Source organism: Carnobacterium viridans (assembly GCF_900102725.1).
Classification (GTDB): Bacteria; Bacillota; Bacilli; order Lactobacillales; family Carnobacteriaceae; genus Carnobacterium_B; species Carnobacterium_B viridans.
Genome location: NZ_FNJW01000008.1, coordinates 206,965 through 230,239 on the forward strand (window position 1 = coordinate 206,965; position 23,275 = coordinate 230,239).

Annotated in this window: 26 protein-coding genes and 1 other RNA gene; 22 read left to right on the forward strand and 5 right to left on the reverse strand. The window is 35.4% G+C overall.

Features of this window, described 5'->3' with window-relative positions; translation table 11 throughout:
- Positions 1-67: 67 nt before the first annotated feature.
- On the reverse strand, positions 68-2,716 hold the full coding sequence (locus BLT48_RS02465) for a PBP1A family penicillin-binding protein (protein WP_089974930.1): 2,649 nt from the start codon (positions 2,714-2,716) through the stop codon (positions 68-70).
- A gap of 70 nt (positions 2,717-2,786) precedes the next feature.
- Positions 2,787-3,428, reverse strand: coding sequence for a Holliday junction resolvase RecU (gene recU / locus BLT48_RS02470; RefSeq protein ID WP_089974932.1), 642 nt, complete (start codon positions 3,426-3,428; stop codon positions 2,787-2,789).
- A gap of 71 nt (positions 3,429-3,499) precedes the next feature.
- Here recU and BLT48_RS02475 point away from each other — a divergent pair, with 71 nt between their 5' ends.
- The 4 genes from BLT48_RS02475 to BLT48_RS02490 all read left to right on the forward strand — a co-directional run bounded on the left by BLT48_RS02475 (position 3,500) and on the right by BLT48_RS02490 (position 6,197).
- A complete protein-coding gene (locus tag BLT48_RS02475) occupies positions 3,500-4,042 on the forward strand; it encodes an SLOG family protein (RefSeq protein WP_089974935.1) in 543 nt (180 codons plus the stop codon).
- Between the two features lie 160 nt (positions 4,043-4,202).
- Positions 4,203-4,535 (forward strand): cell division regulator GpsB, encoded by a 333-nt coding sequence (gene gpsB / locus BLT48_RS02480; RefSeq protein WP_089974938.1) that lies wholly within the window; start codon positions 4,203-4,205, stop codon positions 4,533-4,535.
- Positions 4,536-4,588: 53 nt separating this feature from the next.
- An RNA gene (gene rnpB / locus BLT48_RS02485) (RNase P RNA component class B) lies at positions 4,589-4,964 on the forward strand.
- An 87-nt stretch (positions 4,965-5,051) separates the two neighbouring features.
- The gene (locus BLT48_RS02490) at positions 5,052-6,197 is read left to right on the forward strand and encodes a THUMP domain-containing class I SAM-dependent RNA methyltransferase (protein WP_411155650.1); all 1,146 of its coding nucleotides are present in this window, start codon (positions 5,052-5,054) and stop codon (positions 6,195-6,197) included.
- 58 nt (positions 6,198-6,255) lie between these two features.
- Here the strand turns inward: BLT48_RS02490 and BLT48_RS02495 are convergent, their stop codons facing one another.
- Positions 6,256-6,663, reverse strand: a complete 408-nt coding sequence (locus BLT48_RS02495; protein ID WP_089974940.1) for a ribonuclease HI family protein — start codon at positions 6,661-6,663, stop codon at positions 6,256-6,258.
- A gap of 86 nt (positions 6,664-6,749) precedes the next feature.
- Here BLT48_RS02495 and BLT48_RS02500 point away from each other — a divergent pair, with 86 nt between their 5' ends.
- A complete protein-coding gene (locus tag BLT48_RS02500; protein WP_089974942.1) occupies positions 6,750-7,199 on the forward strand; it encodes an EbsA family protein in 450 nt (149 codons plus the stop codon).
- A 54-nt stretch (positions 7,200-7,253) separates the two neighbouring features.
- Here BLT48_RS02500 and BLT48_RS02505 read toward each other — a convergent pair whose 3' ends face one another.
- Positions 7,254-7,478 (reverse strand): cold-shock protein, encoded by a 225-nt coding sequence (locus BLT48_RS02505; protein WP_089974944.1) that lies wholly within the window; start codon positions 7,476-7,478, stop codon positions 7,254-7,256.
- A 204-nt stretch (positions 7,479-7,682) separates the two neighbouring features.
- Here BLT48_RS02505 and BLT48_RS02510 point away from each other — a divergent pair, with 204 nt between their 5' ends.
- From BLT48_RS02510 to rnhB, 14 genes are all read left to right on the forward strand, one after another.
- Positions 7,683-8,324: a uracil-DNA glycosylase gene (locus BLT48_RS02510; RefSeq protein ID WP_089978619.1), complete on the forward strand. Its 642-nt coding sequence runs from the start codon at positions 7,683-7,685 to the stop codon at positions 8,322-8,324.
- 89 nt (positions 8,325-8,413) lie between these two features.
- Positions 8,414-10,315 (forward strand): ABC-F family ATP-binding cassette domain-containing protein, encoded by a 1,902-nt coding sequence (locus tag BLT48_RS02515; RefSeq protein ID WP_089974946.1) that lies wholly within the window; start codon positions 8,414-8,416, stop codon positions 10,313-10,315.
- 18 nt (positions 10,316-10,333) lie between these two features.
- Entirely contained in the window at positions 10,334-11,281 is a 948-nt protein-coding gene (locus BLT48_RS02520) for a thymidylate synthase (RefSeq protein WP_089974949.1), read from the forward strand.
- Positions 11,282-11,305: 24 nt separating this feature from the next.
- Positions 11,306-11,797, forward strand: a complete 492-nt coding sequence (locus tag BLT48_RS02525; protein WP_089974952.1) for a dihydrofolate reductase — start codon at positions 11,306-11,308, stop codon at positions 11,795-11,797.
- Positions 11,798-11,884: 87 nt separating this feature from the next.
- Positions 11,885-12,721, forward strand: a complete 837-nt coding sequence (locus BLT48_RS02530) for an SGNH/GDSL hydrolase family protein (protein ID WP_089974954.1) — start codon at positions 11,885-11,887, stop codon at positions 12,719-12,721.
- 32 nt (positions 12,722-12,753) lie between these two features.
- Positions 12,754-13,362 carry a YpmS family protein gene (locus BLT48_RS02535; RefSeq protein ID WP_089974958.1) on the forward strand — a complete coding sequence of 203 codons (609 nt, stop codon included), beginning with the start codon at positions 12,754-12,756 and terminating at the stop codon, positions 13,360-13,362.
- Between the two features lie 30 nt (positions 13,363-13,392).
- Positions 13,393-13,908 carry a peptide-methionine (S)-S-oxide reductase MsrA gene (msrA, locus tag BLT48_RS02540; protein WP_089974961.1) on the forward strand — a complete coding sequence of 172 codons (516 nt, stop codon included), beginning with the start codon at positions 13,393-13,395 and terminating at the stop codon, positions 13,906-13,908.
- 4 nt (positions 13,909-13,912) lie between these two features.
- Positions 13,913-14,134, forward strand: coding sequence for a YozE family protein (locus BLT48_RS02545; protein ID WP_035022738.1), 222 nt, complete (start codon positions 13,913-13,915; stop codon positions 14,132-14,134).
- Between the two features lie 33 nt (positions 14,135-14,167).
- Entirely contained in the window at positions 14,168-14,878 is a 711-nt protein-coding gene (gene deoD / locus BLT48_RS02550) for a purine-nucleoside phosphorylase (RefSeq protein ID WP_035022741.1), read from the forward strand.
- An 84-nt stretch (positions 14,879-14,962) separates the two neighbouring features.
- Positions 14,963-16,453 carry a S41 family peptidase gene (locus BLT48_RS02555; protein WP_089974964.1) on the forward strand — a complete coding sequence of 497 codons (1,491 nt, stop codon included), beginning with the start codon at positions 14,963-14,965 and terminating at the stop codon, positions 16,451-16,453.
- A gap of 159 nt (positions 16,454-16,612) precedes the next feature.
- The gene (gene lepB, locus BLT48_RS02560) at positions 16,613-17,161 is read left to right on the forward strand and encodes a signal peptidase I (RefSeq protein WP_089974967.1); all 549 of its coding nucleotides are present in this window, start codon (positions 16,613-16,615) and stop codon (positions 17,159-17,161) included.
- A gap of 21 nt (positions 17,162-17,182) precedes the next feature.
- Positions 17,183-17,848, forward strand: a complete 666-nt coding sequence (gene lepB, locus BLT48_RS02565) for a signal peptidase I (RefSeq protein WP_089974970.1) — start codon at positions 17,183-17,185, stop codon at positions 17,846-17,848.
- Positions 17,849-17,921: 73 nt separating this feature from the next.
- On the forward strand, positions 17,922-18,800 hold the full coding sequence (ylqF, locus tag BLT48_RS02570; protein ID WP_089974973.1) for a ribosome biogenesis GTPase YlqF: 879 nt from the start codon (positions 17,922-17,924) through the stop codon (positions 18,798-18,800).
- Positions 18,785-19,558, forward strand: a complete 774-nt coding sequence (rnhB, locus tag BLT48_RS02575; RefSeq protein WP_089974976.1) for a ribonuclease HII — start codon at positions 18,785-18,787, stop codon at positions 19,556-19,558. The genes ylqF and rnhB overlap by 16 nt, the downstream gene beginning before the upstream one ends.
- 96 nt (positions 19,559-19,654) lie before the next feature.
- Here rnhB and lexA read toward each other — a convergent pair whose 3' ends face one another.
- On the reverse strand, positions 19,655-20,278 hold the full coding sequence (gene lexA, locus BLT48_RS02580) for a transcriptional repressor LexA (protein WP_089974979.1): 624 nt from the start codon (positions 20,276-20,278) through the stop codon (positions 19,655-19,657).
- A gap of 161 nt (positions 20,279-20,439) precedes the next feature.
- On the opposite strand from lexA, the gene BLT48_RS02585 reads away from it, so the two are divergent.
- From BLT48_RS02585 to BLT48_RS02595, 3 genes are all read left to right on the forward strand, one after another.
- Entirely contained in the window at positions 20,440-20,679 is a 240-nt protein-coding gene (locus BLT48_RS02585) for a DUF896 family protein (RefSeq protein ID WP_035022753.1), read from the forward strand.
- A gap of 131 nt (positions 20,680-20,810) precedes the next feature.
- Complete coding sequence (gene tkt / locus BLT48_RS02590) at positions 20,811-22,814, forward strand: transketolase (RefSeq protein WP_176944051.1); 2,004 nt, start codon at positions 20,811-20,813, stop codon at positions 22,812-22,814.
- Positions 22,815-22,975: 161 nt separating this feature from the next.
- On the forward strand, positions 22,976-23,212 hold the full coding sequence (locus tag BLT48_RS02595; protein ID WP_035022758.1) for a YneF family protein: 237 nt from the start codon (positions 22,976-22,978) through the stop codon (positions 23,210-23,212).
- Positions 23,213-23,275 lie beyond the last annotated feature (63 nt).

The following is a 23,275-nucleotide window of genomic DNA, read 5'->3' on the forward strand; positions in this document are numbered from 1 at the left end:
GAAGAGACGTATCTAAAGCGATACATTTCTTCTTGCTTTTTTTGTAAAATTTAAGAATAGAAGGAACTTATTCTTCCGAAGCACTACTGCTAGGTTGAGAGCTACTGCTCGATGAAGAACTCTCATCTGGCACACTACTGCTTTCTTCAGAACTGCTACTCGATGAAGGAATTTCAGCTGGAGCACTACTGCTTTCTTCAGAACTGCTACTCGATGAAGGAATTTCAGCTGGAGCACTGCTGCTTTCTTCGGAGCTGCTGCTCGATGAAGAACTTTCGCTGCTTTCTTCCTCAGGTTCTTCCTCTTCAGGCTCTTCTTCCTCTTTTTTAGGAGGAATGAGAACACTTGTTGAGGCAGCAGGACCTGTTTGATCGCCAGACTGAACAGCAAGTGTAATAGAAGTTTCGCCTTCAGGAGGATTTTGTAAAATATAAGAAAGGTCATTGGTTGAATAAGAATCAGAATTTACCGTTAACAGATAAGATATATCTTTTTCAGAATAGGCATTCCATTTAATCGATAAGGCATCTGCTTCTTCATCATAGGTAGCTGTTAAGCCTTCCGGTGCATTTAATTCGATTTTTTCTTCTTCTTTGCTTTCTTCTTTAGAGCTGTCAACAGCTACTGCAGTTGGCTCAGTTCCTTTAACAAACAATTCTGTAACGACTTTGTTTGAAGGAGTTTTAGGTCCAGCCAGTTTTGCAGGCATTGAACCTTTTTCAACAGCTACTTCAACAACTGAACTTGGTTTTTCCCAATCACTTGATTCCACAGATTCTGAAACGTAGGACATCAAAGCTTGATAAATTTGTTGAGGCAGCAAGCGTTCGCTACCTACATTATCAATAGAGTCAAAGTAATCGTCTTTTCCGACCCAAACCGATAAGGCATAATTTGTTGTATAACCGGTATACCATTTATCAGGTACACCATTTTCTGGAATATTGTATTCAATTTTCTTTTCATCAGTATAGTTTGTTGTTCCGGTTTTTCCAGCTTGCGGAATGCCGTTCAATCCGACTCTAGAAGAATTATTTGAAGCGACATCTTTTAACATATCTGTGATCATATAAGCTGTTGATTCTTCCATAGCTTTATTTGATTCAGGTTTCAAGCTGATTTCTTCGCCATCAGCTAAAACAATTTTTGAAACCGTGTAAGGTTCGGTGTACGTTCCGCCATTTGCAAACGCAGCATATGCAGCTGATAAGTCAACTGGAGTAATATCTCCATTGAAAGCATTTGACTCAACTAAACCATCTTCACCGGTATTTAGAGTAGAGGTATCAATCCCAATATTTGTTAAAAATTCATCTACTTGACTTTTTGGTACGTCATTGTAAATCTTAGTAGTAGGCACATTACGTGAATCGACCAACCCTCTACGTAAACTAATTTGACCTTCATAATTTCCATCATAATTATTAACAGGAGAGCCATCTTTAAAATTGTAAGGTTCATCTACCACTTGTTCATAAGTAGAGTAATTTAAATATTCTATGGCGGGACCATAAGCTGACAAAGGTTTGATATTCGATCCCACGCTTCGTTTTAACTCCGTAGCATAATTGGTTCCTAATTGAACTTCTTGATCACGTGCGCCACCTAGAGCTTTTAACTGTCCTGTATTGACATCCACTAAAGAAATACCCGTTTGGATGTCTTCATCTTCAATAAGAACGTATTCATCGGAATTTACAATATCGTAAAGGCGTTGTTGTGCATCCATATCCAAATTCGTATAAATAGTCAATCCTGATGTATAAGGATCTAAATTAGTCTTTCTCTCAACTTCAGCAAGAACTTCTTTGACATATGGGTCGAACACAAGGTTATTTGTTTCTTCTCCAGAATGGTCGATTAAACCTTCTGAAACATCAACTGATTTAGCTTCTTGAGCCTCTGAAGAGGTAATAGCTTCATTTTCCACCATCATATCTAATACTAAGTTGCGTCGTTTTGTGGCATCTTCTGGATTGGTAAGCGGGTTATATGCATTTGGAGCTTGTGGCATTCCAGCAAGTAATGCTGCTTCTGGCAAAGTTAATTCGGCTAAAGGTTTACCAAAATAATAGTCACTAGCTATTCCCATTCCATATTGATTGTCTGACATATAGACTTTGTTGATATAAAAAGTTAAAATCTGTTCTTTTGAATATTTTTGTTCTAACTGAAGGGACAACCAAGCTTCTTGTGCTTTTCGTTTTAACGTTTGGTCTTCGGTGCCTGTTGAGAAAACAGAAAGCTTGATTAATTGTTGTGTAATTGTGCTTCCACCTTCTGAAGCAAAACCATCTGTGATATTCGCTACTACTGCTCCTGCAATACGGATAGGGTCAATACCAATATGGGTATAAAAACGTTGATCCTCAATAGCAATGATTGCATCTTTTAAAACTTGTGGAACGTCATTTTCTGATACAAGTTCGCGACTTTCTCCTTCAAGAGCCCAAAATTCGTTTCCATCTGAATCTAGTAATGTTGAAGAAACCGTATCGGTTAAATTATTTTCTGTGACATCAGGTGCAGAAGAAACGTAATAAGCAAATAATCCCATACCGCCAATCAACACTGCTGCTATTAAGGCTAGAATTCCAATAAGGATTTTTTTCCAAAGGGGAGAAGAGGATTTTTTGCTCTTGTTACCTTTTTTTGTATGTTTTGATTTTTGTGCTTGTTTTTTTGACACTCGTGACATTTCTTTTTTTTCTGACATGTTAGATCTACTCCTTAATTCTCTAATTTAATAAGAGAATAAACTATTTCTTTCTTGTATGAACGAATAGTTATTCTATTGCTAATGTGTCCACATGTTCTAGCTTAGCAATTAGCTGATCCACGACTTTTAGATAGGGAATGCGCGGCGAGAGTTCATAATACATTTCATATCCGCTCTTTTCAAGTTCTTTTAATTGAATCGATTTTCTCCCATCCTGTTGTTGATTGTTCCAATACTCAATCAAATGGACTGCTTCCAGTAAAAAAAGACGTTCACTTGTAGTAAAACGCATGATAACAAAACAAATAGCCTGTTGTTCGATACATTGCTGCATATGAACGATTTGATGGTCATGAAAATTTTTCAAAGGAAAAGAAAGTTTGTTTTTTGTTTCTTTAGCTTCAAAATCCAAATAATAACCTTCGTAAACCCCATTGTAGTCGGTCGTAGATGCCTGTCTAAAGTAAGCTTCTTTAATGACAGCAGCACTTCTTTTTGGGTAATCTACTTTAACGATTTGAATAGGGGTAGGCTTTTTATGAATAACAGCTTTTCCTTTTACTAAATAATACTGATTACTCGCGTTGATATCATCTTCTAAGGACATGCCTCGTTTACTGAACGAAGTCAACTGTTTGTTTAGTTGCTTTTTTGGTGGAACTTTGTCACTATGGATATAGGTTTTACCATTAGGATATCTTATAGCCAAATGAAATCACACTCCTAAAGTTCATTATATCAAAGAACGGCCTTTAAAGAAAAGGAGAATCAAATGAGTTTATGAGAAACTTATATATTAGCGGATATCGGACATTCGAACTTGGTGTATTTAAGGATGATGATCCGAAAATAGCAGTAATAAAAAAATGTTTAAAACAAGAAATTAGTCAGTTTATTGAAGAAGGAATTGAATGGGTTCTAACAAGTGCACAGTTTGGCACAGAACAATGGGCTATTGAAGTTGTGGATGAATTAAAAAAGGAGTATCCAACCATAAAAGTTGGCATTATTTTTCCGTTTTTAGAGTTTGGTTCAAATTGGAATGAAAAGAACCAAAGTAAATTGATGGAGTTGAAAAAAATAGCAGACTATGTTGAAGCAACTTCTCATAAAACATATCAAGATCCATCCCAACTAAAGAACCATCAAGCATTTCTATTAGATCATTGTCAAGCAGCGCTATTGGTATATGATCCTGAATTTGAAGGGAAAACTAAGTTTGTCTATCAAGCAATAAAAAAGAAACAAGAAACAACGGAATTTGAAATGCGATTAATAGATGTTGACCAATTACAAAATAGCAGTATTGAAGAAGAGTATTAATGGAGTGATTTATTTTTATGAAACGAAGTCTTTTTAGTAGTTTATTTTTGCAAGAGCAATATAAATGTAAAAATAAGTTTTTATTTCTCATAATCTTTGTTATAATGAGAAATAAGAACAATGTTTTGTTAGAAGATGAAACAAACAAAGAGGTGTAAACATGGCAAATAGATCATTAACAACAAAAGATATTCTTCAAAAAGAATTTAAAACAAATATGCGCGGTTACAGCCCAACTGAGGTAGATGAATACTTAGATGAAGTGATTCGTGATTATGAATCCTACAATAAAGAGATTACTCAATTAAAAGCTGAAAATGATCGTTTATTAAGTAAAATTGATGAGTTGACAAAGCAAGCTTCAATTGGTAAACCTAGCTATTCTTCTCAACCGAATAATACGGTGACTAATTTTGATATTCTAAAACGTCTATCTAATTTAGAACGTCATGTCTTTGGATCAAAATTAGATGAAACAGAAGATGAACTTTAATCAGTAAAGTGTTTAAATGAATCACAATGATGTAAAAGTAAAAAATATTTGTAAATTTCGGGTAATTGCGGTTTAGCTTGACTAAACTGAGGAAAGTCCATGCTCGCACAAGCTGCGATGCTTGTAGTGTTCGTGCCTGGCGAAATCATAAGCCAGGGCCTCTATTTAACGATAGAGAGACGGCAGAAAAAAGAGCTAAGGTTGTGAAACTATGCTTGAGTATTCTTGAAAGTGCCACAGTGACGAAGCAATACGGGAAACGGTATTGGTGGAACGCGGTAAACCCCTCGAGCGAGCAACCCAAACTTTGGTAGGGGCACTTTTCCTAGGGAATTGAACCGATGGAAGAGGCAGTAATTGCAGACAGATAATTACCTCCGGATAAAACAGACCTGACTTTTTATCTGAGACAGAACATGGCTTACAGAAATTTACAGATTCAGGTATAGAACCCTCCTTTTTGGAGGGTTTTATCTTTATGTAAAGAAATTGAGAAGAATTGGAGAAATTAATGATATGAAAAAATTTCAACTTGTTGCAACGGCAGCCAGCGGAATAGAAGCTTTGGTAGGAAAAGAAATTAAAGCATTAGGTTATGAGTGCCAAGTAGAGAACGGTAAAGTTTTTTTTGAAGGAACGCAAAAAGATATAGCTAAAACAAATCTTTGGTTAAGAACGGCTGATCGTGTTAAAATTATCGTTGGCGAATTTGATGCTTATGAATTTGATGAATTGTTTGAAAAAACAAAAGCATTGCCTTGGGAAGATTTATTGCCAATGGACGCCCATTTTCCTGTAGCTGGAAAATCTATAAAATCAAAGTTGTACAGTGTGTCGGATTGTCAAGCGATTGTAAAAAAAGCAATTGTTAACCGCTTGAGCGAAGTTTATCACCGTAATACTCGATTACCTGAAACGGGTGCTTTGTATCAACTTGAAGTAGCGTTATTGAAAGATAAAGTTACTCTAACACTAGATACAACAGGGCCAAGTTTATTCAAACGCGGATACCGTTCTGCTAAAGGTGGAGCACCATTAAAAGAAAATATGGCTGCTGCGCTGGTTCAATTGACTAATTGGCGTAAAGACCGTCCTTTCTATGATCCAGTATGTGGTTCAGGAACGATCGTGATTGAGGCAGCATTGATTGGACATAACATTGCACCTGGTTCTAATCGCTCATTTAGTTGTGAAGAGTGGGAATGGTTTGATCAAAGTGTTTTTGAAGAAGTTCGTACGGAAGCAGAAGCTGCAGTAGATCATGATATCGAATTAGATATTATGGGTTCAGATATCGACGGCACTATGATTGAAATTGCAAAAGAAAATGCGAATGAAGCTGGAGTAGGCAGCAGTATTACATTCAAACAAATGCAGGTAGCTGATTTTACGACAGAAAAAGAATACGGTGTGATTTTGGCTAATCCTCCATATGGAGAACGTTTAGGTGAAGAAAATGAAGTTCACTACTTGTACAAACAAATGGGTCAAGTCTATCGTCCATTAAAAACATGGAGCAAATACATTATTACAAGTGATTTAGCTTTTGAAACCTTCTATGGTGAAAGAGCTACTAAGAAGCGTAAATTGTATAATGGAGCTTTAAGAACGGACTTATTCCAATTTTGGGGCGAACGTCCTCCTAGAGCGCCACGTGCATAAGTAAAAATAAGAATAAAAAAGCTAACTCTTATAAGAAAAGTTTCTTTCTTATAAAGGGTTAGTTTTTTAAAAGTATTTTTTGTAAGGCTTGTCTTGCTAATTGATCTGCCCCTTTGTTTTGAGATTGTGGAATCCATTGAACAAAAAATAAAGGGAAGTGATGGAGTTTTTCTGTAATAGCGACAAGATAGGTTTTAAAGATATCTTTTTTTACGTAGTTTTTTTTAATTGCAGAAGCGACTAATTTACTATCTGTATACACCATTAACGTTTCAACGGTTAGTTGATGGTCAATTAAGTAATCAAGTCCTTTTATAAGTGCTTCAAATTCAGCTTCATGATTGCTCATTACTTTATCAAGTGGAATAGCTAATTGTTCATATCTGTTTTCAGCACTGATGACAATTCCAACACCGCTGGGACCAGGGTTATTTTTTGTAGAGGCGTCTGTATACAGTTTTATCATATTTCATTCATTTCCTTTCTTTTAAATGGGTTTTTAAGATGGGGTATGTTAGAATAACAGTACTTTCGTATAAGGAGCGCAACGTATTGGATGAGAATTCTCGAGTAAAATTTTCCCTTTCATTAGAACCAGCTTTTCAAGTTATTTATTGGTCAATTTGCTGGTTACTATTTTTTTCGCTACTTATTGTAGCTTTGGAAACACAAACGTTTAATTTAATACTGATTTTCTTGACGATTCTTGTTGGAATACTTGTATTTTATGGGCTAGGTTCTACTCTGCGAATAAAAAATAATAGCTTAAACCTTAGTTATTATAGAGGAATCCGCAACAAGTACATTCCATTAAATGAAGTAAAAAAAATAACGTTTTCTGCTAAAAGAGAAGTTAGTTTATGTTTAAATCAAGATAAAGTGGTTCATATTTACTTAAACATAAAAAACAAAAAGAAATTTTATGAGTATCTAAAAAAGAATGCACCTTTGATTTTTTTAGAGGAGAAAAATAAATGGGACGAGTTGTCTAAAATTGAATAAGAAAAAACGATACGCCTAAGGTGTATCGTTTTTTTTTGCTGCTTAAAAATTAATCTAGTTAAGAGGGTGTGGTTGGTCCAAAACAATAACTTTAGTTGCTTGAGGGCCTCTTGTACCTTCTAAAATTTCAAAAGAAACGTGTTGTCCGCTGCTTAACGATTTAAACTCTTCTCCATTAGCAATTCCTGTAAAGTGAATAAAAATGTCTTCGGTTTCGTTGTATTCAATGAATCCGTAACCTTTTTCATTACTGAACCATTTGACTGTTCCTTTTTCCATCTACGACACCCTCCCTAATAAGCTGTTCAAGTAGAATCGAGTCACTTTTCTTAATAGAATATAGGAAAGGACCTAATGTTATTATAGGAATAAACGCTACATTCGTCAATGATGTGTGGTTTAAAAATAGAATGCGCAAAATGATTCACTTGTTTAAATAAAATACGTTAAACTAACTGTAGGAGGTTGATAGATTTGGATACGGTGTTAACAAGCCATTTAGTTGAAATGGCTAAGAAACGGTCACAGGAGTTTAACGTTGAGGGTTTTGTTTACGGGCAAGGACCAAGTCATCCTAAATTTTTGTTAATAGGAGAAGCTCCAGGAGAGACGGAAGCAGTTAATGGTGTCCCTTTTTCTGGAAGGGCTGGTAAGGAATTGATGCTTTTTTTTGAATTATTGGAAGTTGACCGTACTGAAGTTTATATTTCAAGTGCTTTTAGAAGTCGGCCTTACCGCTATAAAGAAAAAATGGATCGAAAAACCAATCAACTTGTTTCTCGAAAATACAATCGCCCGCCTACTAAACAAGAATTGATTGCTCATGCGCCCTTATTAGATTATGAAGTAGAAACAGTCCAGACACCTTATATTTTGACGATGGGAAATGTTGGATTACAAAGGTTGCTTGGTCCAAAAATGAAAGTTTCTGAGCAACATGGAAAACTTTATCATGGGCCAGTATTGCGTTTAGCTTCTTCAAAAGATAATACGTATACTTGGACTGAAAAACACTATGCTGTATTTCCAACGTTTCATCCGGCGTCTATTTTTTACAATCGAAAATTGGTCGAAACCATTCATGAGGATTTAGCACAATTTAAAAAACTGATTAATAAAACTTAATTACTTCAACTTAAAGATATTATGAATAAAAAATGGTAGAATGTTAAAGATGAATGAAAATGTTTGATAGAGGAAAGTGGAGATAAAAAATGAAAGAATTAAAAGTACAGAATTTAACAAAAACCTACGGGGAAAAAGTATTATTCGATGACATCAGTTTTTCAATAATGGAAGGTGAAAGAATCGGCCTAATCGGTGTAAATGGTTCTGGTAAGACAAACTTACTGAATGTAATTACTGGAAATGACAGTGCTGAAAAAGGAAGTATTCAAAAACCAAAAGATTACACAATCAGTTATTTGATGCAAGAACCAGATTTGAACCCAGATAAATCTGTTTTTGATGCTGTTTTTGAGGGAGACACTCCTATTTTAGCTGCTGTTAGAAACTACGAAAGAGCTTTAGATTTATTAACAGCAGATCCAATGGATGAAAAAAGTCAAAACAGATATTCAAGAGCTGAACAAGCTATGAATGATGAAAATGCTTGGATAGCGGATACAAATGCAAAAATGATTTTGAACAAACTTGGAGTCATTGATTTAGAGCAATTGGTAGGAACGTTATCTGGTGGACAAAGGAAACGTGTGGGCTTAGCGCAAGTGTTGATTCAAGAACCAGATTTACTTGTTTTAGATGAACCTACAAACCATCTGGACTTTGAAACAATTACTTGGTTAGAAGGTTATTTAAGTTCGTATCGAGGAGCTTTACTGCTCGTAACCCATGACCGTTACTTCTTGGACCGTATCGTTAATCGAATGGTTGAATTGTTCCATGGAAATGCTACTTTTTATACAGGGAATTATGAACAATATGTAGTTGAAAGAGCTCAAAGACAAGAAGCAGCTGTAGTAGCAGATCATAAAAGAAAACAAATGTATACGAAAGAATTAGCGTGGATGCGTACTGGAGCAAAAGCACGTTCAACAAAACAACAAGCTAGGATTGGTCGATTTAAAGACTTAGAAGACAATTTAAATCAATCTAATGTAGACGAATCAGTTGAAATGAATTTAGAAGGTTCTCGTTTAGGGAAAAGAGTATTCGAGTTGAAAGATGCATCGCTTAATTTAGGCGGAAAAGTAATTTTAGATCACTTCAACATGTTGATTCAAACGAAAGACCGAATTGGGATCAGTGGTGAGAATGGGGCAGGAAAATCAACTTTTTTAAATACTTTAGCTGGTAGATTCCCATTAGATTCAGGAGACATAGTTGTCGGTGAAACAGTAAAAATCGCGTACTTTACGCAAGTAATTGAAGAAATGAATCCTAATAAACGTGTAATTTCTTATTTACAAGAAGTTGGGGAAGAAGTGGAAACAACCAATGGTGAACGAATCAGTGTGACCAATCTATTGGAACAATTTTTATTTGAACGTCATACACACGGAACATTGATTGGTAAATTATCAGGTGGAGAAAAAAGACGGTTGTATCTATTGAAGTTATTGATGCAGAAACCAAATGTCTTATTGCTTGACGAACCGACAAATGATCTAGATATTGCAACGTTAACGGTCTTAGAAGACTACATCGAAACCTTCCCAGGAGCCGTTATTTCCGTTTCCCATGATCGTTATTTCTTAGATAAAACAGTAGAGAAATTGCTAATATTTGATGGTAATGGAAAAATCAGACCCTTTTATGGCAGCATTACAGATTATATAGAAGAAGAACAAGAGAAAAAACAAGGCCGATCTGTTCAAAATAGCGCTTCAGTTGCAAAAGTTGTTTCAGAACCTGAACCGATTAAGGTTGATGAAAAAGAGAAATTAACATTTACAGAACAAAAAGAGTGGAGCACGATTGAAGAAGAGATGCTTGACCTTGAAAAGAGAATAGAAACGCTTAAAGAAGAGATGTTAAAAGCAGGCAGTAATTACGGTCTATTACAAGAACAACAAGAACAAGTAGCTGCTTTAGAAAAAGAGTTGGAAGAAAAAATGAATCGTTGGGAATATTTAAGCCAATATGCGAATGATTGATTTATAGGAGGTAAAATGGTGGAATCAGAATATTTAAATTTAGGAAAAAAAGTCTTGGAAGATGGTCATGTAAAGACGGATCGGACAGGAACAGGAACTAAAAGTCTTTTTGGTTATCAAATGAGATATGATTTACAAAAAGGTTTCCCATTATTAACAACGAAAAGAGTCCCCTTTGGTCTAATTAAAAGTGAATTGCTTTGGTTTATTAAAGGCAATACGAATATTCGTTATTTATTACAACACAATAACCATATTTGGGATGAATGGGCTTTTGAACGTTTTGTCAAAAGTGAAGAGTATGCGGGACCTGATATGACTGATTTCGGCAGAAGAGCCCTAGTTGACGAAGGATTTAAGGCTGTTTATGCTGTTGAAAAAGAAACCTTTTGTACACGTATTTTAGAAGATGACACATTTGCGGCTAAATACGGTGAGCTGGGAAATGTATATGGAGCTCAATGGAGAAAATGGAAAACGACCCAAGGAGAGACTATAGATCAGCTGAAAGATGTCATTCAACAAATCAAAACAACACCAGATTCAAGGCGTATGCTTGTTTCAGCATGGAATCCAGAAGACGTTCCTAATATGGCCTTGCCTCCTTGTCATACATTATTTCAATTTTATGTTGCTGATGGAAAATTAAGCTGCCAATTGTATCAACGAAGTGCAGACATCTTTTTAGGTGTGCCGTTTAATATTGCGAGCTATGCACTATTAACACATTTAATCGCTCATGAGGTTGGTTTAGAGGTTGGAGAATTTGTTCATACATTAGGTGACGCACATCTGTATTCAAATCATTTTGAACAAATGAAAAAACAATTAGCAAGAGAGCCTAGGGATTTTCCGACAATCACATTGAATAGATCAAAGACTAGTATCTTTGATTTTGAGATGGAGGACATACAAATTGAAGGATATGATCCTCATCCAGGAATAAAAGCTCCAATAGCTGTTTAATCTGAAGAGAAAGTAGGAAACGAAATGATTGCTTTTTTATGGGCTCAAGATAAAAATGGTGTAATAGGGTACAAAGGTACTTTGCCTTGGTATTTACCAAACGATTTAAAATTTTTCAAACAAATGACTATAAATAACGCTGTGGTGATGGGCAGAAAAACATTTGAAGGGATGAACAAACGTCCTTTACCAGATCGTATCAATATTATTTTAACTACTGATCCTAATTACCAGGCAGATGGGGTCAAAATCATGCACAGCCGAGAAGAAGTGCTGGATTTTGCAAAAGACTACTCTGGAGATACCTTGATTACTGGAGGAGCGAATGTATTTAGTTTCTTTATGGATGACGTTGATGTGTTGCACCGCACAATAATTGAAGGCGAGTTTGAAGGAGATACTTTTATTCCAGAAATAGATTGGACAAAATGGAAACTTGAAAAAACAGAAGAGGGTATCTTGGATGACCGCAATAAATATCCTCATATTTTTGAAACATTTGCACGAAAGAAGTAAACACATTCTTCCTTTACAGAAGGTATACGAAGAATAAAGAATCTGGTATACTATTTCCATATATTTACAGGTAAAGGAGTTTTTATCATGAAAAAAGGAAAATCAATTCTAAAAAGCTTCCTTTTTTTAATTATTGGAATTATTTTAGTGGTGGGTATTCTGACAGTCTTATTCCGAACTCGTTCGAATGATGATCAAGAGACAACAGAAATAAAGAAAGTACCGCTTCATATTGTAGCAATTGGTGATTCATTAACTGAAGGTGTTGGAGATTCTACTAACAGTGGAGGATATGTTTCGATTGTCGATGAATTACTAGAAGAAACTCAAATTTATCAAGAAGTGACCACTAGTAATTATGGAAAAAGTGGAGATCGAAGTGACCAAATATTAAAACGATTTTACGAAGATGAAACGATGCAAAAAGACATTCAAACTGCTGATATGGTGGTTTTAACTATTGGTGGAAATGATATTATTCAAACATTTAAAAAGGATTTTTTGACTATCGATGAGCAAAAATTTATTGCTCCAGAAAAAACGTACGAACAAAACTTGAAGAGTCTTTTAACGGAAATGAAAAAATTAAATCCTCAGATTGAAGTTTATGTTTTTGGTATCTATAATCCTTATTATGTTTATTTTCCTGAAATCACTGAAATGCAAATGATAGTAGATAAATGGAATGAAAAAACGCAATCAATTGTAAATGAAACAGATAATGCTGTTTTTCTTTCAATATCTAACTTATTTAATCAATCCTCAGAATCAGAAGGAAAAGAAAATCAGTTGTTGAATGACCAAAATAGTGATGCGACAAAAGTTGCTAATCCGTATTTGTACGAAGAAGACTTATTTCATCCTAATAGAGCCGGTTATAGATTGATGGGTGAGAAATTGTTTCAGGCTATCATAAATAATTAAAAAGAATTTTTTTTGAAAGTAAAAGGTGTGTTATGGAGAAAAAAAGAGATCAGCAAAAGAATAAAGTAAATGGTTGGAAATGGGCTTTTCTGGGATTGCTTTCAGTTGTAGTAGGCATAATCATCTGGGCCTTTACTCAAATGACTCCTATTATAATAGGAGAACCAAATCTTGAGACCATAGACGCCAAAGATGAAGTCATGTTTCAAGTGTCAACAAAAAAAGATGACGTTAATCAATTGGTAGCTTCTTATCTTAAAGATGAAAAAATTGTAAAAGGTCCCGTTAATTATCAATTCAGGTTGGAAGAGCAAGCACAATTAGTGGGTACTTTCCAATTGTTTGGTCATGATATCCAATTTCAGTTATTTTTAGAACCATTTGTTATGGAAAATGGAAATTTACAATTTAAGGCAACTGGTCTTTCAATTGGGAAATTTAACGTCCCGATTACCTTTGCAATGAATCAAATTGAAAATCAATTGAATATTCCGGATTGGGTAGCGATTGATAGTGAACAAGAAACGATTGTTTTTAATTTAAATGAATTCACTTTAGATAGCGGTATCCATTTTTCAGTGGATAAAATTAATTTAGCTGAAAATGATATTCGAGTGAACGTTTACGTTCCAGCTGATTAAAGTGAAAAGAAGTGGGAAAGGATGAGATAAGTGAAAGAGACGGCTATTTTTGCAGGAGGATGTTTTTGGTGTATGGTTTCGCCTTTTGATGAGCAACCTGGAATTGAAAAAGTTGTATCAGGCTACACTGGAGGTCATACCATTGATCCTACTTACGAAGAAGTATTGACCCAAAAAACTGGGCACACTGAAGCAGTTGAAATAACATTTGATCCTTCAGTTATTTCATATGAGGAATTGGTAGACATCTATTGGAATCAAACGGATCCCACAGATGCAATGGGTCAATTTCAAGATAGGGGAGACAACTACCGTCCCGTCATTTTTGTTCTGAATGAGAAACAAAAGACTATTGCGGAGAAATCCAGACAATTGTTAAGCGAGAGTGGGAAGTATAAAAATCCTATTGTAACAGTGATTGAAGAGGTTAAACCTTTTTATCCAGCTGAGGAACAACATCAAGAATTTTATCAAAAAAATCCAGAAAAATATGCTCAAGAAAAAGAAGAGCGTCTGCATTATCAGCAAAGTAAAGAAAGGAATTAGTTTAATGCAACGTCCGTTTTATCATTATTTAATGACTGAAAGAGATCCACATAAAAAAGATGCTGTCACCTTATTCGCAAACGCTGTATATTTAGATGACAGTTTTCCCAAACAATCAGAAGATTATCATGAAGTTAGTCTTTATCTAGAATTAAATGGCACATACTTAGAAGAAATGACAACTTTTGACACAGCTTGGGAAATTTATTTAGACAAAGATAACTAAACCAGACTACCATACAACTAGGAGGAAATAATCATGAGTGTACACATTGAAGCTAAAGAAGGTCAAATCGCAGAAACGGTATTGCTACCAGGAGATCCGTTAAGAGCAAAATACATCGCAGAAACCTTTTTAACAGATGTAGAACAATACAATCGAGTGAGAAACATGTTTGGTTATACAGGAACGTACAAAGGTCACCGCGTATCTGTTCAAGGAACTGGAATGGGAATTCCTTCTATGATGATTTATGCAGAAGAATTGATTACAGGATATAACGTAAAAAACTTAATACGTGTAGGAACTGCTGGTGGAATGCAAAAAGACGTTAAAGTGCGTGATGTGATTTTAGCTCAAGGTGCAACAACAGATTCTGCTGTTGTTAAAAATACATTTAATGATCAAGTTCAATTTGCTCCTATCGCTGATTTTGATTTACTAAGAACAGCTTATAGCATTGCTGTCGAACAAGGAATGGATGTAAAAGTAGGAAATATCTTGTCTGCTGACCGTTTTTACAATGAAGAACTAGACAAAAAGAAACTTGCTGATTATGGTGTATTGGCGACTGAAATGGAAGCAGCCGGTCTGTATACTCTTGCAGCTAAATACAATCGTCGCGCCTTGGCTATTTTAACCATAAGTGATCATCTAATTACTGGAGAAGAAACATCTTCAGATGAGCGTGAAACAACGTTTAATGATATGATGATCGTAGCCTTAGAAACAGCTTTAAAATTTAACTAAATAAGCAATAAATAAAAAAACTTCAGCAGTAAAATCAACTAACTGCATCCAATAATTAATTGAAACCAGAGAGGAAGCTTACACATGGAGAATGAACCAAACAAAGAAAAGAATAAAAAAGGCATTCAGCCTTGGGCGTATGGCGCTTCTCTCATAGTAGTTGCTGCACTTTCAATTGGTGGAACAATGGCTATTATAAATGCAAATGATGATGAGTCACCTGCTGAAAGTCAGTTAAATTCATCAGAAGTAAGCGTAGAAATGAGTGCAGATGAATTTGGGAAAATCCAAGAGGTATACGATGCGTTGATGTCGGATTACTATCAAGGTGTTGAAGGTGAAACGCTTATTGAAGGTGCTATCACCGGTATGACAGAATCTGTTGAAGACCCTTATACACAATACCTTGATGTAGAAGAATCTACTTCTTTAAATGAAAGTATCTCGGCGTCTTTTGAAGGAATTGGTGCTGAAGTAATGAAACAAGGAGATAACGTCATGATCGTGTCTCCAATTGCAGGTTCTCCAGCTGAAAAAGCAGGATTGCTGCCGAATGATATTATTTTAAAAGCAGACGACCAAGAACTAACAGGTTTAAACTTAAATGAAGCTGTTTCGCATATTCGAGGTGAAAAAGGGTCAGAAGTGGTGCTAACCATTAAACGTGGCGATGCTACTTTCGAAGTGACCGTTGTGCGGGATACTATTCCTGTTGAAACAGTCGTTTACCAAATGGATGAAGAAGATCCAACAATTGGTTCAATTGCGATCACAAGCTTTTCTTCACCAACTTATGATGACTTAGTGGCTGCGATTAAAGATTTAAGAGAACAAGGGGCTGAATCCTTTGTCTTTGATGTTCGTCAAAATCCTGGTGGGTTATTAAATGCCGGGTTGAGTATTTCTAACTTATTTTTAGAAAATGGCGATACCATTTTACAAACACAGGAAAAAGATCAAGAACCGATTCCAATCGTTTCTGATGATGCGACAATGGGTGACTTTAAAGTGACGGAACCTTCTGTTTTATTAGTAGATGAAGGAAGTGCCAGCGCCTCTGAAATATTAGCGGGTGCGGTTAGCGAATCTGGTAATGTCAAATTGATCGGTACTCAGACATTCGGAAAAGGAACGGTTCAAAATGTAGCTACATTTGATGATAATAGTGAATTGAAAATGACCGTTGCGAAATGGTTAACGCCAAGCGGCAAGTGGATTAATGAAGAAGGAATTAAACCTACTATTGAAGTACCTTTACCGGATTACGCCAATTTATTGATTATTGATAGTTCAAAAACATATCAATTAAAAGATGTTTCCACTGAGGTTGAAAACTTAGAAAAAGTATTAGAAGCGTTAAATTATCCTGTAGAATCAGTAGATGGATACTTTGATGAAGCCACTCAAGAAGCCGTCAAACAATTCCAAACAGAAAAAAAATTACCTGTTGATGGTATTGTAACAGGCGAAACGGCTATTCAACTCATTGAATCATTAAGAACTTTAATAGATGAAAATGATACTCAATATGAAGCAGCCATTAAAGAATTGCAATCTAATGCAACTGCTGAATAAACAGTGAGAGCTAGGAAAAATGAGTGTTAACAATTTGACGCCAAAAGAGAGATAGGAATTCGCTATCTCTCTTTTGGTTAAATCAATGTTTTAAATAAATAGTTATTTTTTTTGTTTTCTTGTATGATAGAATAAATAGATTGATTTGGAGCGAATGTAATGAAACAAAAGTCTTGGAAGGAATTTTCATGGGAATGGTTTAAGGCTTTCTTATTAGCTGGATCAATCACTGTTTTACTGCGAAATTTTATCTTTATTCCTATGACTATTGAAGGTTCTTCTATGATACCAACTTTTCAACAAGATGATCAGATCATAGTTAGAACCATCTATAATAATATAGAGAGATTTGATCTAGTTGTATTTCATGATTCGTCAAATCGAACACTTGTAAAAAGAGTCATTGGGTTACCGGGAGAGGAAATTCGCTACGAAAATGATCAATTGTATATAGATGATAAAAAAATAGCGGAAACATTTCTTGATAACAATTTAGTGAATCATGCTGGTGGGATATGGACTTCTGATTTCACTTTAGAAGAATTAACTGGAACTCAAGTAGTTCCAGAAAATGAGTATTTTGTATTGGGAGATAATCGCAGATCAAGTAACGATAGTCGCTATTTCGGTAGCATTCCACTAGATTCGATTATTGGCGAAACGTCTTTTACTTACTATCCATTTAATCGTATAAAGTTTATTCCATAAATAGTATAAGAAGGTAGGGAGATGCAATTGAGCAAAATTAACTTTTCTGATAATCAACACAAGAGTGAAAATACTTTCGAACCGAGAAACACGCGTCATCTTTCTCCAAGTCAAAAACGCAAAGAAAATAAAGGTCGTGGCAGTGAATTTCTAAGTACTGTACTGTATGGTGTTGTAGCACTAATTATTTTTTTACTCATTCGACATTTTCTTTTTGCTCCGGTAAGTGTAGACGGTGAATCAATGGAACCTACTTTAGAAGATCACGATCGTTTGATTTTAAATAAAATTGACAAAATAGATCGTTTTGATGTGGTTGTTTTCCCAGCTCCAAGTGAGCCGGATAAACAATATATCAAACGAATTATCGGTCTACCAGGAGATACGATTCGATATCAAGATGATGTATTGTATATCAATGAAAAACCGGTTGAAGAAGAGTATTTGGAAAAATCCATCGAAAGTATGACACCAGGAGATAATTTAACAGAAGACTTCTTATTAGCTGCTAAAACAGGTGAAGAAACTGTTCCCGAGGATACTTATTTTGTAATGGGGGATAATCGCCAAAATTCAAAAGACAGCCGATTTAGTGAAGTAGGGTTTATAGATGCGGACACTGTTAGTGGAACAACCAATCTTCGTATTTGGCCAATTGAAAAATTTGGTTCAATTGACGAGGATTAACAAATGAAATAAAAAAAAAGAATGCAACAATAAGTGGTTCTTTTTTTTGTGTAAATAGAAAGGTGAAAATTAAATGACCATTCAATGGTTTCCAGGGCATATGGCAAAAGCAAGACGTCAAGTAACAGAAAAAATAAAGCTAGTCGATATTGTTTTTGAACTAGTAGATGCAAGACTGCCTTTATCAAGTCGCAATCCAATATTAGATGAAATCATTGGAGAAAAACCAAGAATCATCATTTTAAATAAAAGTGATTTAGCGGATCCATTAGAAACAAAAAAATGGGTAGCGTACTTTAATGATCAAGGAATTGCTGCTGTTCCAATTGTTGCTCAAGAAGGAACAGGCATGAAACAATTGATGGGAAAAGCAAAAGAACTGTTGCAACCTAAATTTGATCGAAGAGCGGCTAAGGGCATAAAACCTCGTGCAATTCGAGCAATGAGTATTGGAATTCCTAACGTTGGAAAATCAACATTGATCAATCGTTTTGTCAAGAAAAATATTGCTCAAACAGGAAATAAACCGGGTGTAACAAAAGCACAACAGTGGTTGAAGTTAGGTAAAGAATTGGAATTACTGGATACGCCTGGGATTCTTTGGCCGAAGTTTGAAGATCCTGAAATTGGAAAAAAACTGGCTTTAACTGGAGCCATTAAAGATACAATTTTACAGTTAGATGAAATTGCTATGTATGGATTAGAAGAAATGAAAATTCGAAATCCGGAAATGCTTGCTAAACGATACAGATTAACAGAAGAAGAATTAAATCTTGAATCGCCAGACCTGCTGATGTTAATCAGTGAGCGAAAAGGGTATAAAGATGATTATACTCGCGCAGCTGAATTGATTGTTTTTGAAATTAGAAGCGGTAAAATCGGGAAGTATACATTAGATATAGCGCCGGTTTCTTTACCAAAAAGGCAGGATATAAAATGGGAAAACCGCTGACCATTAAAGATATAAAAGAACTATTAGCGACTGTCACTCACCCTGATGATGAACGGTTGGTTTTAATCAAGAGTGATTCTCGTAAAGGTGTATTAAATGCGTATAAATCTTGGGAAAACCAAATAAGAAAACAACAATTGATTCTCGAAAAACAACAAGAAATGCTGCAAATTGAGCAATTCTTTTGGGAAAAAGGGACACAATTTATTGCTGGAATCGATGAGGTAGGAAGAGGTCCATTGGCTGGCCCTGTTGTTGCAGCTGCGGTCATCTTGCCGCAAGACTTTAATGTCTTGGAAATCAATGACTCTAAACAATTATCAAGTGTAAAAAGAGAAATGTTATTTGACCAAATTCAAGAATCTGCATTAGCTATTGGAATTGGCATAAAAGACCATCAAGTAATTGATAAAGTTAATATTTATGAAGCAACTAAATTGGCTATGATTGAAGCGATTGAGCAACTGCCTCAATCGCCAGAACAATTGTTGATCGATGCAATGCATCTACCGGTCACTATTCCCCAAGAAAGCTTCATCAAGGGAGATTCAAAAAGTTTGTCTATAGCTGCTGCTAGTATTATTGCAAAAGTAACAAGAGATAGAATGATGGCCGAATACGATACAGTGTATCCGGGATACGGTTTTTCTAAAAACGTAGGTTATGGAACAAAAGTCCATTTAGAAGGTTTAGAAAAGCACGGAGTATGTCCTATTCACCGAAAAACTTTTGCGCCTGTTAAAAATTTATTAGGCTGAAGAAATTTTTAGCGCAATAATAAACTAAATTGTTGTACATTTAAAATGATAAAATAAAAAAACGAAGAACCGGGATAACCCCGTTCCTTCGTTTTTTTATTGAATATGACTACGATACAATCCAATTACTTTGCCTAAAATGGTTACTTCATTAAGTAGAATAGGACCCATAGTGTCATTTTCTGGTTCTAAGCGATAATGATCTTCTTCTTTATAAAATCTTTTACATGTTGCTTCATCTTCTACAGTCATAGCAATAACAATATCGCCATTATTTGCAGAGCTTTGTTTACGAATAATCACTTCATCACCATCAAAAATACCTGCATTGATCATACTTTCTCCACGTATGGTCAACATAAATAAAGAATCATTTTCAAATTGCAAGTTTGGCGGCAATGGGAAATAATCCGTCGCTTCTTCTACAGCTAAGATGGGTTCACCTGCTGTTACTGTTCCCAGTAAAGGGATTTTATCAAGAGCAATGCCTAATTTTGATAATCCTAGTTGAGTTAGTTCTATTGCTCTCGGTTTGCTAGGATCTCTTTGGAGGTAACCATTCTTTTCTAATCGAGAAAGGTGACCATGAACGGTTGAAGTAGAAGATAAAGAAACAGCCGTTCCGATTTCTCTTACAGTTGGAGGATAACCTTTCAATTTAACTTGATTATATATATATTGTAGAACTTCAACTTGTCTTGATTCGGGATTTTTACTCATAATATATATAAACACCTCGTTTCTATTATTTTATCACTTTAAGATTACCATATATGATAGAACAAATCAAACAAACGTTCGTAGATTCAGAGGATTAAAGAGTGTTTTTTTCAGAGAAATTTGTTATAGTTGACTAATAAATAAAAAAGTGGAGTGATTCGATGTTGCCAAAAGAGCAATTAGACAGAATAAATGAATTAGCAAAAAAATCAAAAAACAAAGGATTGACTATCCAAGAACAAGTTGAACAAAAGGAACTAAGAGATGCTTATATAACCGCTTTTCGTGGCGGAATGAGAAATACTATTGAAGGTGTAAAAATAGTAGATGAAGAAGGCACTGATGTTACACCCGATAAGTTGAAAGACATACAAAAAGATAAAGGTCTTCACGGAAGATAAAAGTGTTTGTTCAATGATGGGATAACCATGAAGTTCTCCCAGATAATAACATTCTAACCATGAAAGCGTTGCACTTGAATAGAAAGAATAGTAAACTAATAGAGTACTATAAGAGAGTCAAAATCGAAAGGATGATTTTTTTGTTTGATAACACAGACCAATTAGCAGTAAATACAATAAGAACACTAAGTATGGATGGTATACAAAAAGCCAACTCTGGGCACCCAGGATTACCTATGGGGGCTGCTCCAATGGCTTACACATTGTGGACTAAACAATTAAAAGTAAATCCAAAAAACTCGAAATGGTTCGACCGTGACCGTTTTGTATTATCAGCTGGACATGGATCGATGCTATTATACAGCTTGTTGCATTTAGCTGGATATGACGTTAAAATTGATGATTTAAAACAGTTCCGTCAATGGAACAGTAAAACTCCTGGACATCCAGAAGTGAACCATACTGATGGTGTAGAAGCAACAACTGGCCCACTAGGTCAAGGAATTGCAAATGCCGTTGGGATGGCAATGACAGAAGCTCATTTAGCTGCTGTTTATAATAAAGAAGGTCATACTATTGTAGATCACTTTACTTATTCTTTATGTGGAGACGGCGACTTAATGGAAGGTATCTCAGCTGAAGCAGCTAGTTTGGCAGCTCATTTGGAACTTGGAAAATTAGTTGTTCTTTATGATTCAAATGATATCTCTCTAGATGGACCGACATCTAAAGCTTTTACTGAAAATGTTGGACAGCGTTTTGAAGCTTATGGATGGCAACATATTCTTGTAAAAGATGGAAATGATTTAGAAGAAATTAATGCAGCAATTGAGACTGCAAAAGCTGAGACAAAAAAACCTACTTTAATTGAAGTGAAAACGATTATTGGATTTGGTGCTCCGAATGCTGGAACACATAAAGTCCATGGTGCACCACTTGGCGCAGAAGGAATTGAAGCAGCTAAGAAAGCATATGGCTGGGAAGGCGAAGACTTCTTTGTTCCTTCTGAAGTAGCAGAACGCTTTAAAGAAACAATGGTTGACCAAGGAGCTACAGTGGAAGAAGAATGGAAGGCATCATTTGAAGCTTACCGTACGGCATATCCAGAATTAGCAGAACAATTCGAGTTATCTTTAAAAAATGAATTGCCACAAAACTGGGATGCTGAATTACCAATATATGAAGTAGGAGACAATGCATTGGCTTCTCGTGTTACAAGTAGCCAAGTATTAAATGCTATTGCAAAAAAAGTTCCTTATTTATGGGGTGGTTCTGCGGATCTGTCTTCTTCTAATAACACGATGATAGCAGATGTAAAAGATTTCCAAGCTGGTCAATATGATGGAAGAAACATTTGGTATGGTGTTCGTGAATTTGCGATGACAGCTGCAATGAACGGAATCGTCTTGCACGGTGGAACCAGAACTTACGGCGGAACATTTTTTGTCTTCACAGATTACTTACGCGCGGCTGTTCGTTTAGCGGCTATATCTAAGTTACCGGTAACTTACGTGTTCACACATGATTCAGTAGCTGTTGGAGAAGATGGTCCAACACATGAACCTGTTGAACAATTATCTAGCTTACGTAGTATGCCTAACCTATCTATTCTTCGTCCAGCAGATGGAAATGAAGTTGTAGCTGCTTGGGAATTAGCGATCACTTCAGTTGATCACCCAACAATGTTGGTTTTATCTCGTCAAAACTTACCCGTATTGCCAGGAACTAAAGAAGGTGCGCGTACAAATGTTGCTAAAGGAGCTTATGTTATTTCTCCTCAAGCTGGTGAAAAACCAGAAGGAATTCTATTGGCATCAGGTTCTGAAGTAGCATTGGCTATTGAAGCTCAAAAAGCTTTGAAAGAAAGTGGACAAGATGTTTCCGTTGTTTCTGTTCCTAGTTTTGATTTATTTGAAAAACAAGATGCAGCATACAAAGAAACGGTCTTACCAAAAGAAGTACGCAAACGTGTATCTATTGAGATGGGTGCGACATTTGGTTGGGAACGTTATGTTGGTCTAGATGGTGCTTCAGTAGGTATAGATAAATACGGTGCAAGTGCCCCAGGAGCAACAGTTATTGAAAATTATGGCTTTACAGTTGAAAATGTTGTAAAAACATACAACAACTTATAAAAAATGGCCATGTAAGTTGAAAGTTTAACTTACATGGCTTTATTTTGTGAGTAATTAGGATGATTTGCGACTTTTTAGCGTAAGAAGTAGAAATTTTGTTTATTTTTCTACTAATATTTAGTACAATTAAGACTTAGAGGTTCGAAAGGAGTGAATCAAAAATGAATTTAGGTCTTGCTATCTTTTTAATTATTTTAGCCTTAGTTGGTGGAGCAGTCGCTGGTTTCTTTCTTGCTAGAAAATACATGATGGATTATTTCAAAAAAAATCCGCCAGTTGACGAAAATATGTTGCGTATGTTAATGATGCAAATGGGACAAAAACCATCAGAAAAGAAAATTAAACAAATGATGTCGTCAATGAAAACACAAACAACAAAAACGACTAAAAAGAAATAAGGACACATGCTGTCTTATTAATACTAACGTGCGAACAGATAGTTATCTGTTCGCGTTTTTTGG